The 11,647-nt window shown below is 69.7% G+C and carries 11 protein-coding genes and 1 pseudogene; 2 read left to right on the plus strand and 10 right to left on the minus strand.

Features of this window, described 5'->3' with window-relative positions; translation table 11 throughout:
- Positions 1-44: 44 nt before the first annotated feature.
- The 6 genes from C454_RS05555 to C454_RS05580 form a co-directional block, all read right to left on the minus strand.
- Positions 45-1,520, minus strand: coding sequence for an LVIVD repeat-containing protein (locus C454_RS05555; RefSeq protein ID WP_004973521.1), 1,476 nt, complete (start codon positions 1,518-1,520; stop codon positions 45-47).
- Between the two features lie 460 nt (positions 1,521-1,980).
- Positions 1,981-2,949, minus strand: a complete 969-nt coding sequence (locus C454_RS05560) for an ROK family protein (RefSeq protein WP_004973524.1) — start codon at positions 2,947-2,949, stop codon at positions 1,981-1,983.
- A gap of 85 nt (positions 2,950-3,034) precedes the next feature.
- Positions 3,035-3,712: a TIGR00266 family protein gene (locus C454_RS05565; RefSeq protein ID WP_004973527.1), complete on the minus strand. Its 678-nt coding sequence runs from the start codon at positions 3,710-3,712 to the stop codon at positions 3,035-3,037.
- 87 nt (positions 3,713-3,799) lie between these two features.
- The gene (locus C454_RS05570) at positions 3,800-4,258 is read right to left on the minus strand and encodes a universal stress protein (RefSeq protein WP_004973529.1); all 459 of its coding nucleotides are present in this window, start codon (positions 4,256-4,258) and stop codon (positions 3,800-3,802) included.
- 193 nt (positions 4,259-4,451) lie between these two features.
- Entirely contained in the window at positions 4,452-4,832 is a 381-nt protein-coding gene (locus C454_RS05575) for a DUF5611 family protein (RefSeq protein WP_004973531.1), read from the minus strand.
- A gap of 70 nt (positions 4,833-4,902) precedes the next feature.
- Positions 4,903-5,922, minus strand: a complete 1,020-nt coding sequence (locus C454_RS05580; protein WP_004973534.1) for a DUF7093 family protein — start codon at positions 5,920-5,922, stop codon at positions 4,903-4,905.
- A 20-nt stretch (positions 5,923-5,942) separates the two neighbouring features.
- Between C454_RS05580 and C454_RS05585 the strand changes: the two are divergent.
- Positions 5,943-6,326 (plus strand): annotated as a pseudogene (locus tag C454_RS05585) (DUF6432 family protein); the annotation flags it as partial.
- Positions 6,327-6,463: 137 nt separating this feature from the next.
- The gene (gene ygfZ / locus C454_RS05590) at positions 6,464-7,561 is read left to right on the plus strand and encodes a CAF17-like 4Fe-4S cluster assembly/insertion protein YgfZ (protein ID WP_004973538.1); all 1,098 of its coding nucleotides are present in this window, start codon (positions 6,464-6,466) and stop codon (positions 7,559-7,561) included.
- Between the two features lie 27 nt (positions 7,562-7,588).
- Here the strand turns inward: ygfZ and C454_RS05595 are convergent, their stop codons facing one another.
- The 4 genes from C454_RS05595 to C454_RS05610 form a co-directional block, all read right to left on the minus strand.
- Positions 7,589-8,671 carry a geranylgeranyl reductase family protein gene (locus C454_RS05595; protein ID WP_004973541.1) on the minus strand — a complete coding sequence of 361 codons (1,083 nt, stop codon included), beginning with the start codon at positions 8,669-8,671 and terminating at the stop codon, positions 7,589-7,591.
- A 76-nt stretch (positions 8,672-8,747) separates the two neighbouring features.
- On the minus strand, positions 8,748-9,755 hold the full coding sequence (locus C454_RS05600) for a WD40/YVTN/BNR-like repeat-containing protein (RefSeq protein WP_004973544.1): 1,008 nt from the start codon (positions 9,753-9,755) through the stop codon (positions 8,748-8,750).
- Between the two features lie 94 nt (positions 9,756-9,849).
- Positions 9,850-10,653: an ABC transporter permease subunit gene (locus C454_RS05605; RefSeq protein WP_004973546.1), complete on the minus strand. Its 804-nt coding sequence runs from the start codon at positions 10,651-10,653 to the stop codon at positions 9,850-9,852.
- Complete coding sequence (locus C454_RS05610; RefSeq protein ID WP_004973548.1) at positions 10,646-11,647, minus strand: ABC transporter ATP-binding protein; 1,002 nt, start codon at positions 11,645-11,647, stop codon at positions 10,646-10,648. Before C454_RS05610 ends, C454_RS05605 begins: the two co-directional genes overlap by 8 nt.

Genomic DNA, 11,647 nt, shown 5'->3' on the forward strand with positions numbered 1-11,647 from the left:
GGCGCGTCGGGCGTCGGAGCCGGTCGCCCGCAGTCGCGCCGCCCTCAGTCGCGCCGCCGGTGACGACGGGCCAACCAGCCGGCGACGCCGAGGGCCGCCGCGCCGACACCGAGTCCGAACCCCGGCGCGTCGGTCGTCGATGTCGATTCCGACGACTCGTCTCCGGGTTCGGGCGCGGTCGTCTCGTTCGCGGTCGGCGTCGGCGTGTTGACGAGCGATTCGGTGGTCGTCTCGGGACCGAGCGTCGGCGGGTCGCGCTGGTCGCCGGCGTGGTCGGGGAACGTGTAGAGCGCGGGCGACGCGTCGCCGACGCCCCAACTCGACGCGACGAACACGCCCTCGTCGGCGAAGGGATAGGCGTACCGCGCGGTCCAGAAGCTCGCGCGCTCGGGGTCGCGCCACCACGCGAGTTCGACGGGGTCGGTCGGGTCCGACACGTCGTGGCGCTTGACGCCGCCGCGGTACCACGAGGTGTAGAGCCTGTCGTCGCGGAAGTCGAAGTTGTGCGCGGTGGTCCAGACGCCGCCGACCGTCGGGTCCGGACTGGTCGGCGGCTCGATGGTCGAGAGTATCGTCGGATTCGCGGGGTCCGACACGTCCCAGAGTTCGACGCCGCTCGGCCCGCCGACGAGGTCGGTCGTCCCGTCGTCGCGTTCGACTTCGACGGCCCACGACTCGATGCCGACTCCGAGGAGGTCGCCCGAGTCGTCGGTGGCGACGTAGTGGTGGTTGCCGGGCGGCGTCCGCCCCTCGCGGTGGCGGTCGCGGGCACCCAACCCCGACAGCTCCTCGGGGTCGCCGGGTGAGACCGACCCGAGGACCGAGGGCGACGCGGGGTCCGAGAGGTCGACGAGCCACGTCCCGGCGTCCCAGAGGGCGACGTGCGCGACTCCCTCGCGGACCCACACGTCGTGGACGGACCGGACCGAGGCGGGTACGTCGGCCCAGCGGTCGTCCGCGGAGACGACCGACCAGCGGCCGAGTTCGTCGCCGGTGTCGGTGTCGAGAACGACCAGCGGGTTCCGGTCGCCGTCGTTGGCGGTGAGGTACGCCCGCCCGTCGGCGGCGAAGCAGTTGTGAATGGGGAACTCCGTCTCGTGGAAGGCGATTTCCTCGGGGGTCGCGGGGTCGGACACGTCGACGACGAGGACGCCCGCCGGCGCGCCCGGTATCGGGTTGGCCGGGCCGACGACGAGGAGCGTGTCCCCGTCGAGCTTCACGTCGTAGATGCCGCGGAAGGGACCGTCCTCGCGGTCGGAAAGCGGGTCGCGGCGCTCGGCGAGGAGTTCGGGGCGGTCGGGCGCGGAGATGTCGACGACGGCGTAGCCGCTGGTCGCGGCGACGAAGACGGTCTGGCCGTCGGCGGAGACCACGGCCTCTTTCGCGCCGTCGATGTCGATTCGACCCAGCGGCTCGAAGGGACCGGGGTGGGCGGTGACGGGGCGGGAACCGGCGACGGAGACGGTCGTGGCGGCGACCGCGCTCGCGCCGATGGAGCGGAGGAACTGGCGGCGGTCCACGGTGAGTCTGAGAGTGCCGAGGAGAAAAATCGGACGGAGGTCCTTGGGTAGCCGGAGGGCCCGGGAACCGGGGGAAAGCGGGGACCGCTCAGTCTGCACTGGGTTGCGTGAGAACTGAAGCGACGCCGGCGGGGATGGGNGGGTGGGTGGGTGGGTGTGGGTACCCCGTCGGCGTCGGTCGGTCGACGATGGTGGTGGGGGTTGTCGACCAGTCCCGTTCTAGGCTTCCGGTGGAACGCCCGTGCACCGTTCGGTTCGGCGAGAACGGGAACGCGCCGACCGGCGCGCCGAGCGACTCGGCGTCGTCGGGTGCACGTCATCGCGTTTCTCGACCGGGGTTATAAGAGTGCGCCACCGAGTATCAATCGAGATAACTCGGGGCGGAGAAGCGAAGCACCGCGTTACAGTCGAGACCGGTCGCCGGTGCCACCTGCGCCGGAACTGGCGAATCCTCGCGGCATCACAGCCGCGAGCGGTCGCCAGTCCCGCCGGTCATCGCGCTCGCCAACGCCCCCTCGACCACGACCTCGTCGCCGAGCGTCGTCAGTTGAATCTCGGGGATGTTCGACATGACCATCTCGCTCATCTGCTCGCGGATGGGCTCTAACACGAGGTCCGGATTGTTGAGCGCGACCGCGCCGCCGACGTAGATGATGAGCGGCGCGTACGCGTGGACGATGTTGGCGACGCCCATCGCGTTCCAGTGGCCCAGTTGGTTGATGATGTGGTCGGCGAACTCGTCCTCGCCGGCGTGTTCGAACACGTCGACCGCGGAGAAATCGGGGTCCGACACGGGGAGTGCGGTGTCGACCGGGTCCTCCTCGTGGAGTTCGCGGGCGTACTTCGGGATGTTGTTCCCCGAGCAGTAGCCCTCCCAGTGACCGTTGTGGCCGCACCCGCACGTCATGAAGCCGTTCGGGTCGAGCGTCAGGTGGCCGACTTCACCGGCGTTGCCGTCCCAACCGGCGAGGACGTGCCCGTCGACGCAGACGCCCGCGCCGATACCCGAGGAGATGGTGAGATACACCATGTCGTCGGGGTTGCGGTCGGAGTGGAACCGCTCGCCGATGACCCCGGCGTTCGTGTCGTTGTGCAGGTACACCTCGTCTGTCTCCAAGAGCACCGAGAGGGGACCGGTCAGCGGGATGCGGTCGATGGTGTCCGGTAGGTTCGCCGGGTTCTCGACCGCGCCCTCGGCCAGGTCGAGCGGGCCGATAGCACCGATGCCGGCCGCGACCGCGTCGCTCGGGTCGATACCCGCCTCGGCACACGCCTCGCGGACGACGCCGAGGACTGCCTCGGTGACCGCGATTCCGGTCGGGCCGCGCGGAGTGTTGTCACGGGCCTCCCCGAGGATAGTTCCATCGTCGTCGCCCACCACGGAACGGACGTTCGTCGCCCCCAGGTCGACGCCCACGTAGTACGCCATCGTTCCCATAGCGATGCGCCCTCCACTTAACTAAGCGGGATTCTCGGTAGATTTACTCGCCGCGATGTAAGTCGGCGGCCGCCGCCTACGCGGAGTTGTTGGTCGGGAGCTTGGGGATGAGCCACGAGAGGAACGACTCCATGCTGCGCGACTGTATCCAGACGGTTCCCGGTCCGGTGAACGTACAGACGAGCCCCTCGCCGCTGAACAGGGTGGACTTCAGGCCGCCGACGCGCTCGACCGAGAAGCTCGTCGTCTCGTCGAAGGCGACGATGTGGCCGGTATCGACCGTGTAACGCTCGCCCTCGCCGAGTTCGACCTCGTGGATGGCCCCGTAGCTCGACAGGAAACTGTCGCCGGTGCCGGTCAGTTTGAGCAGGAACAGCCCCTCGCTCCCGAAGAAGGTCTTCGCCCCGCCGAAGGAGGTGTCGAGGTCGAGCGCGGGGTCCGAGGCGATGTACGACCCGGACTGCACGAAGAGCGTCTCGTCTTCGAGGCGGTGGTGGACGATGTCGCCCGGGAGCGGGGGCGCAAAGGAGACCTCGCCCGCCTGCCGCGCGCTGAACGTGTTCTGGAAGAACGACTCGCCGCCGAGGACGCTCCGCTTGAGCGACCCGAAGAGGCCGCCTTTCGCGTTCGTCTCGATGTCGATGCCGTCGGAGTAGCTGACCATCGCGCCGGCCTCCGACCGGAGCGACTCGCCCTCGTCGAGCGAGACGGTGAGGAGGGCGAACGACGGGCGGTAATCGATGGAGTGGTCCATGCGGGAGATGACGGCGCGCTAAGATATGTAGTTGCCTGCGAAACCCGGTCGAGTCGGTGGTCTCGCCGGCGCTCGTCCGTTACGCCGTCACTTGGTGTCCGCGCGGACGAACGTCACGGGACACGACGATTCGAGCATGACCTCCTGTGCGACGCTGCCGAAGACGGCCTTACCGGTCGGCGAGCGCTTTCGACCGCCGACGATGAGGCGGTCGGCGTCGACCTCGCCCGCGAGTTCGACGAGCTTCTCGCCGTGGTGGCCGACTCGGCCGTGGACGACGTAGTCGATGTCCGCGTCGTCGAAGCGCCGCGTGAGCTCTCGGACGATGGCGTGTCGTCGGGCCACGTCGTCCGCGGAGACCTCCTCGGCCGTGATGTCGAAATCGAGGTTGTCGAGCGCCTCGTCGTACTCGTCTCTCGTGAAAACGTGCCCGATGACGACCGTCGCGCCGGTCGGTCCGGCCACGTCGATTGTCTCCTCGGCGAGTCTGTCGATTCGCTCGGCGTCGCCCGCGCCGACCGCGAGCAGGATAGTTTCGATAGCCATACCAGCCCGTTCGCCCCGGCGTCACTTAATCGTGCCGGGGATTTTTACTCAGAATCGAAATAAAAATTCGTGTTCGACGGTTTCGCAGTCGCTGACAGCGGGAGTGTCACGCGGTAGCAATATGTACGTTTCGCTGGCGGCACCACCGCTCGGCGGGTGGGTGCGCGAGAAAAACCAGCCCGCGTCGGACGGCTCAGACGTCGGGCGCGTCGTCTTCGACCGCGCGCTTCATCGAGTCGCGGCGGGACTTCGCGTCGCGGCCCGTCGCCTCGAGGAGGAAGTCGTTCTTCGCGCTGACGGCCTCGCCCGCGGCTTCGAGGTCTTCGGGAGCGAGGTCGGCCGGGTCGGCCTCCTCGAAGTTGACCGCGAGCTTGTCCTTCTTGCCGCTGTACTTGACCGCGCCGGCGACGATGCGGGTGAACACGGGGTTCTTGGGCTCGCCGACGACGTAGAGGTCGCTTCCTTTGAACTCCTCGGTGTCCGTGATGGGGCCGAAGTAGTCTTCGACCGTCGCTTTCATGTCCGGAATTCGCTCTTCGAGCGTCTCCCCACGACGCATCTTGTACTCCTTCATGGACGCCTTTTCGACAGGGGATGGTTTACCTGTTTCGCGACTCTGCGACGCCTGCGAGGGCGTGCCGCGGTCAGGATTCCCGCTCGGCGATGTAGCCCTTTTTACACTCGGGGCAGATGTCGCCGGCCCGCATCGACGACGAGGACGCGCCGCGGGCGTGACCGCAGTTCGGACAGTAGTACTCGACGGCGTCGTCGGGGGCCTCGTTTCCGACGTTCGACTCGTCGGCGCGGACGAAGTCGTCTTCCTCCGCCTCGACGTACTGACCGTTCGACTGCTGGCTCGGCGAGCTGTTGCCCTCCGGGGCCAGTCCGCCGCCGAACGAGACGGAGACGGGCTCGCCGTCGTCGGGCTGAGCGTTCCATCCCTCGTCGTCGCCCGGCGCGTCGGGCCACGCGCCGCGTTCGCGGGTCTGTGTCTGTTCGGGCTCCGCTTCGGCGTCGGCTTCGACGCCCGCCTCGGCGTCCGCGTCGATGAACTCCGCGTCGTCGCCGTCGGCCGGCGGCGTCGGGTCGTCGGTCTCGACCTCGTCGACCTCGTCGGGCCACTGCGTCCGGTCGCGGGTGGCCGACTGCTCCTCGTCGTCGTCGAGGATGATGCCGTCGTCGGTCACCGGCGGGGCGTCGACGCTCCCGGCGTCGTCAGCCGCGTCCGGCCCGTCTGCGGGTTGGGCGTCGGCGGCGTTCGCGGCCTCGGCCGGCTGTTGCGCCGCGGGGTCCGCGCCGGCGTCGGCGTCGGCGTCCGCAGCGGCGTCGGCGGCGGCGTTGGCGTCGTCGACCTCGGCCCGCGTCTCCGCGTCCGGAGCCGTCTCGATGGCGGCGTCCTCGCTGTCGGAGACGCCGGGCTGCGGGTTCGCCGGTTCGAAGCCCGCGGCCGCGGTCTCGACTTCGCCCTCCGTCATCCCGACCTCCTCGGGCGTTCGGATGGCCGTGACCTCCTTGTTCTCGCTCATCACCTGTTCGTGTCCGCACCGCGAACAGACCTGTATCTCCCGAATCGAGACGACCACCTCGTCGCCGCGTTCCTCTCGCTCCCGTTCCGTCTCGGGGTCTCCGTAGGAGTGCCCGAGAAGACGGCAAGTAAGTCCCATTACGCGAGGATTCCGGGGTTCGGAAACAAAAAGGTACCCCCTGCCTGTCGGACGTCCGTCAGACGGGCGGTACAAGTAAACAGGAGGCGAACGATGTACCCGCTATGAGAGCGAGGCGGGAGTTCCGGAACCGCCGCGACATCGAGGTCGCGGTGCTCGACGCGCTCGTCGACCGCCACGACGAGGGGATGACGGTGTTCGAACTCCGTGCCGCCGTGGACGCCGACATCGACACCATCGAAGAGGCGCTGTCGGCGCTGAAAGACGAGGGCCTCATCGTGGTCGAGGAGGCCGACACGCGGGTGCTCATCCACGCCGACGAGCGCGTCGTTCCGGACCCGAGCGAAGCCGTCGAAGAGGACGCGTCGTTGTTCGAGAAACTTCGCGAGCGGTTCGGGCTCTGAGCGAGCCAGCGCGGAGAACGGTCTCGTTTTGACTGTCCGGTCCGCCCGCGGCCGCCGCCGGCGGACCGCCGACCGAAAGCCGGGCGAGTCGTCCGGGAGTGGGAGGGTTTTACGCGCCGAAGGCGAAACGGGGGGTAATGACACTCGTCGCCGACATCCACGAGGCACACGGTGCGACGTTCGAGACGCGCGGCGGAATCGAGGTCGTGAGCCACTACGGCCGCCCCGAGCGGACCCACCGCGCCGTCAGAAACGGCGTCGGCGTCATCGAACACGGCTACGGCGTCGTCGTCGTCGAGGGCGAAGACCGGGTCGACTACGTCGACAACGCGGTGACTAACACCGTCCCGGACGAGGACGGCGAGGGCGTCTACGCCCTGCTTTTAGACCCCGACGGCCGCATCGAGACGGAGATGTACGTCTACAACGCGGGCGAGCGACTGCTGATTTTCACCCCGCGGGACCGCGCCGAACCGCTCGTCGAGGAGTGGCGCTCGAAGACGTTCCTCCAGCGCGTCAAACTCCGCGACGCGTCCGACGAGTTCGGCGTCTTCGGCGTCCACGGCCCGCAGTCGACCGAGAAGGTGGCGAGCATCCTCTCGGGGGCGGGCGCGCCCGAACCGGAGCTCTCCTTCGTCCGCGGCTCCATCGGCGGCGAACTCGGCGTCACGGTCGTCGCCTCCGACAACCCGACCGGCGAGGAGGGCTACGACGTCATCTGCCGCGCGAAGGACGCAGAAGACGTGCTCGACGCGCTGCTGTTCTACGGCAACCCCTCGGTCCCCGTCGGCTATCAGACGTGGGACAGCCTCACCGCCGAGGCCGGCACGCCGCTCTTCGAGTCGGAACTCCGCGGCAACCTCCCGAACGTCGTCGGCGTCCGCAACGCGCTCGACTTCGACAAGGGCTGTTTCGTCGGCCAAGAGGTCGTCTCGAAGGTCGAAAACCGCGGCCGGCCCTCGCGCCGACTCGTCGGCTTCCGCGCCGACGACCTCCCCGACGCGGGCGCCGAGGTCTCCGCCGACGGCGAGTCGGTCGGCACCGTCACCCGCGCCGTCGAGAGCCCGATGCTCGACTCGCCCATCGGCTTCGCGCTCGTGGACTACGGCCTCGACGCCGATGCCCTCGAAGTCGTCGTCGACGGCGACCGCGTCGGCGCGACCCGCGAGTCGCTCCCGTTCGTCGAGGGAAGCGCGGTGTCGGCGCGGCTGCCGACGTATCCGGGCGAGAACTGAGAGGGAACGCTCGGGGGTCGCAGTCCCTCAGAACAGCTTCTTCAGGTGTTCGCGCGAGAAGAACGAGCTCGGTTTGTCCATGTGGACGCCGATTTCCCCCGACAGCGACCGGAGCCCGACCCGCTGGAGCCACTCGGGGAAGGAGTAACACCGGCGCACGAGGTGGCCCAGCCGAATCTCCCGGGAGAGTTCGTCGCGCCACGCGTCCTCGTAGGCCGACAGCGTCTCGGGGTCGTCGGGGTCGATGGTCGACGCGGCGATGTCGGCCGCGGTCATCCCGTAGAGGATGCCGCCGCCGGTGAACGGCTTGGTCTGGGCGGCCGCGTCCCCGATGAGGAACGCCCGACGGGTCGTCGTCCGGTCCGGCGGGCCGATGGGGATGGCACCCGAACAGAAGTGCTCGGTCTCCACGTCGTAGGTGTCGGTGAGCGCGTCGAACATCTCGTTGACCTCAGCGCCCGGCGGGGCCGCGAGGCCGTACTCGACGCCGGCGTCGCCGCGGGGGATGCGCCACGCGAAAAAGCGCGGGACCGTGAGGTGCACGTCCACGAAGTCGCCGTCGTCCGGGTCGGGGTCGAACGCGAGGACGCCGTGAAGCGTCTCCGAGGGCTCCGGGAGGTCGAGCGCTCGGCGGACCCGCGAGGTCGGGCCGTCGCACCCGGCGACCATCTTCGCCTCGAACCGGACGGTGCCGGCCTCGCCGGCCACGCTGGCAGTCAGTCGGACCCGGTCGTCGAGTTCCTCGACGGCGGTCACGGTGTGGCCCTCGCGCACGTCTGCTCCGGCGTCGCGGGCGCAGTCGGCGAGGGTACGGTCGAGTTCGACGCGGTCGATGACGTTCGAGACCTCGGTTTGCTTGTAGAACGGGTAGGCCTTGGAGTTCGGGCCGCCGACGCGGAAGTTCGCCCCGTAGATGCGGTTCTGAAACAGGCGGTCGCGCGCCTCGTCGGGGACGTACTCCCAGATGTCGGTGCTGACGTGTCCGGAGCACGCGAGGGGCGTCCCGACCTCGCCTTTCTCCAGCGCGAGCACGTCGTAGCCCGCGTCGGCCGCGCGGCGGGCGAACCGCGCGCCGGCGGGACCGACGCCGACGACGGCGAAATCGTACATGCTTGGCCGTTGCCGCGCCGACCCATGAATCTTCTCGCTTCGGACGAGGAGACGACTCGGACGAAAAACCGCCCGACTACTCGACGACCGCCAGCCCCGCCGCAGTCCGTCGTGTCCCGTCCCACGGGACCTCGATTCGGTCCCACGAGTCGCCGAAGTCGGTCGTCCGGTAGAGGCCGCGGTCGGTCGCGGCGTAGCACTCGCCGCCGGACAGACCGGCGGCGAGAACCGCCCGCGTCGCGCCCGGCCCGGTCGGGAGTCCGGTCTCGTCGAGGCGTTCCCACGACTCGCCGCCGTCCTCCGACGAGTCCGCCCGGCGGTAGAGGTACGCCGCCGCCGACTCGACCCGGTGGGCGCGCATCGGCCCGGAGGCGGCCGACAGGAGCACCGAGTCCGGGTCCGCGGGGTCGACGACGACGCTCCAGCAGTAGCCGTGGCCCAGCCCCGCGGTCGGCGTCGTCCACGTCTCGCCCGCGTCGTCGGTCTCGGCGTAGCCGTCGCCCGCGGCGACCCGGACGCGACCCGGTCGGTCGGGGTGCGTCGCCATCGAGTGCGTGTCTCGCTTGCTCGACGGCACGCGGTCTTGCCACGTCTCCCCGCCGTCGAGCGAGCGGACGAGCGCCCCGGCCTCGACCGCGACGAACAGCCGGTCGGGGTCGGTCGGGTCCGGTTCTATCCAGCGGACGTGGTGGGTGTGCGGGCGGGGCGGAAACGCCCACGACGACGCCGAATCGAGGTCCGAAAGCGGCGCGAGTTCGGCCCACGTGTCGCCGCCGTCGGGAGAGCGGAAGGCGGCCGAGGGCTCGGTGCCGGCGTAGACCACGCCCGGGTCGGCCGGCGAGACGGCGAGGCTCGTCACCGACTCGGGGAGCGCGTCGGTGCCGACCGCGTGCCACGACGCCCCGCCGTCGGTCGTTCGGAAGACGCCGGCGTCGAAGGTCCCGCAGAACGCCCGGTCCGGCGCGCGCGGGTCGGCCGCGACGCACTCGATGCGGTGGTCGGCGAGTCGCCGACGGGCGGTCGAGTCGTCGGGCGACCCCGAGACCGAGAGGACCGCGCCGTTCGCGGCGGCGTAGAGGTGCATGGGGGGACGTAGGGGCTCGACGGTGAAAAAGCGGGCGCGGGGCGTGGCTCGCGGCGGTCGCGCGGGCCGCGGGCGACTGAGAGCGGACCGACGACTACGACAGGTCGCGCCGCTCGAACACCTCGGCCGCGAGGACGACGAGGACGCACGTCACGGCGACGAGCACGGCGATGCCGCCCCAGTCCACGTCGCCGGCGACGAGGAGTTCGCCGGGGTCGAGGTAGCGCGTGAGCGACAGGGCTCCGAGGAACTCGTAGTCGGTGTCGACGGTCAGGGAGTCGAGGAGGAACGTCCCGAAGACGACGCCGATGGCCGCGCCCTGCGCCCGGCGGACGCGCCCGAAGAACGCCGACGCGAGGAGGCCGACGGCGACGCAGGCGACGAGGTAGAGGCCGCCGACGGCGTGGACCGCGAGGAGGCGAGTGAGGTGAATCTCCTCGTCGATGAGGCCCGCGCCGACGACGACGGCCGCGAGGAGCGCGAGGTCGACGACGGCGACCGCCGGGAGCATCGCGAGGAACTTGCCGACGACGAACCGGGTGCGCGAGACGGGCCGGACGAGGACGAGTTCGACCGACTGTCGGTCGACCTCGCCGGCGACGAGCGACCCCGCGGCGTAGGCGAAGTAACTCCCGACGATGAGGAGCCAGACGAGTTGGTAGAGTTCGACCACGAGGTAGCCTTCGAGCGAGGAGATGTCGGTGACGCTCCCGACGAAGGCCGCCTGGAACTCCTCGGGGTACGACTCCAGCAGTTCGGCGAAGTCGATGTCGGACTCGCCGAACGACGGGAAGACGGCGATGGTGAGCCCCGCGGTCGCCACGAGAAGCACGCAGACGATGACGAGGCCGCGCCGTCGCCGGGCGAACTCGAAGGACGCGATGTCGAGTTCACGCATTCGCGGACTCCTCGGCGTCGGCGGGCGACGGCTCCGCATCGTCGTCGGTCTCGCCCGACTCGTCGTCGGTGGCGGCGCTGTCGCCGGCGTCAACGCCGTCTTCTCCGTCGCCCTCGTCGTAGAAGTGCATGAACACGTCCTCGATGGCCGTCTCGCGGACTTCGAGGTCGTCGATTCGGTAGCCCTCGAGCGCGTCCACGAGCGCGTCGTAGTTGCCCGAGGTGACGAGTCGGAGGGAGCCGTCGGGTTCGATGCGGGCGTCGATGGTCTCCGGAAAGTCGAAGTCGGCGAGGTCGATGGAGTCGGGCGACTGGACCGTGACGACCTTCCCACTCCGGGCGAGCAGGTCGTCGATGTCCTCGACGGCGACGAGCCGCCCGTTCCGGATGATGGCGACGCGGTCGCAGACCTCGCGGACCTCCCCGAGGATGTGCGTCGAGAAGAACACCGTCACCCCGCGGTCGCGCTCCTCGCGGAGGAACTCGTAGAACTCCTGTTGGACGAGGGGGTCCAACCCCGAGGTCGGCTCGTCCATCACGACCACCCGCGGGTCGTGCATGAACGCCTGCACGATGGCGAGTTTCTGCCGGTTGCCGCGGGAGTAGGCCCGGACCGGCCGGTCGAGCGGCACCGGAAAGCGGTCGAGGAGTTCGTCGCGGCGGTCGTCGCCGGAGAGCCCGGCGAAGTAGTCGAGGGTCTTGCGGCCGGTCACGTCGTCGTAGAACCGCGGGTCGCCGGGGATGTGGCCGACGCGTCCGAGCACGTCGAGGAAGGCCGCGCGGTCGTCCACCGGAACGCCGAGGATGCTCGCCGTGCCGTCGGTCGGTTTGAGCAGGCCGAGAAGCAGGCGAATCGTCGTGGACTTCCCCGCGCCGTTGGGGCCGAGGAAGCCGAACAGTTCGCCCTCCGAGACGGAAATCGAGAGCTCCTCGACCCCGCGAACGTCCCCGTAGAACTTGGTGAGGCCGTCGATGTCGATGGCGGGGACGGACAT

The organism is Haloferax gibbonsii ATCC 33959, from assembly GCF_000336775.1.
GTDB classification, from domain to species: Archaea; Halobacteriota; Halobacteria; order Halobacteriales; family Haloferacaceae; genus Haloferax; species Haloferax gibbonsii.

What these genes read in the sequence shown, in the direction of transcription:
- C454_RS05560 (WP_004973524.1), bottom strand. Translation starts at nt 2,949, where the DNA reads ATGGCGTACTACGTGGGCGTCGACCTGGGGGCGACGAACGTCCGTTCC.
- C454_RS05610 (WP_004973548.1), bottom strand. Translation starts at nt 11,647, where the DNA reads ATGTCCGTCCCCGCCATCGACATCGACGGCCTCACCAAGTTCTACGGG.
- C454_RS05570 (WP_004973529.1), bottom strand. Translation starts at nt 4,258, where the DNA reads ATGGCTATCGAAACTATCCTGCTCGCGGTCGGCGCGGGCGACGCCGAG.
- ygfZ (WP_004973538.1), top strand. Translation starts at nt 6,464, where the DNA reads ATGACACTCGTCGCCGACATCCACGAGGCACACGGTGCGACGTTCGAG.
- C454_RS05600 (WP_004973544.1), bottom strand. Translation starts at nt 9,755, where the DNA reads ATGCACCTCTACGCCGCCGCGAACGGCGCGGTCCTCTCGGTCTCGGGG.
- C454_RS05575 (WP_004973531.1), bottom strand. Translation starts at nt 4,832, where the DNA reads ATGAAGGAGTACAAGATGCGTCGTGGGGAGACGCTCGAAGAGCGAATT.
- C454_RS05605 (WP_004973546.1), bottom strand. Translation starts at nt 10,653, where the DNA reads ATGCGTGAACTCGACATCGCGTCCTTCGAGTTCGCCCGGCGACGGCGC.
- C454_RS05565 (WP_004973527.1), bottom strand. Translation starts at nt 3,712, where the DNA reads ATGGACCACTCCATCGATTACCGCCCGTCGTTCGCCCTCCTCACCGTC.
- C454_RS05580 (WP_004973534.1), bottom strand. Translation starts at nt 5,922, where the DNA reads ATGGGACTTACTTGCCGTCTTCTCGGGCACTCCTACGGAGACCCCGAG.
- C454_RS05595 (WP_004973541.1), bottom strand. Translation starts at nt 8,671, where the DNA reads ATGTACGATTTCGCCGTCGTCGGCGTCGGTCCCGCCGGCGCGCGGTTC.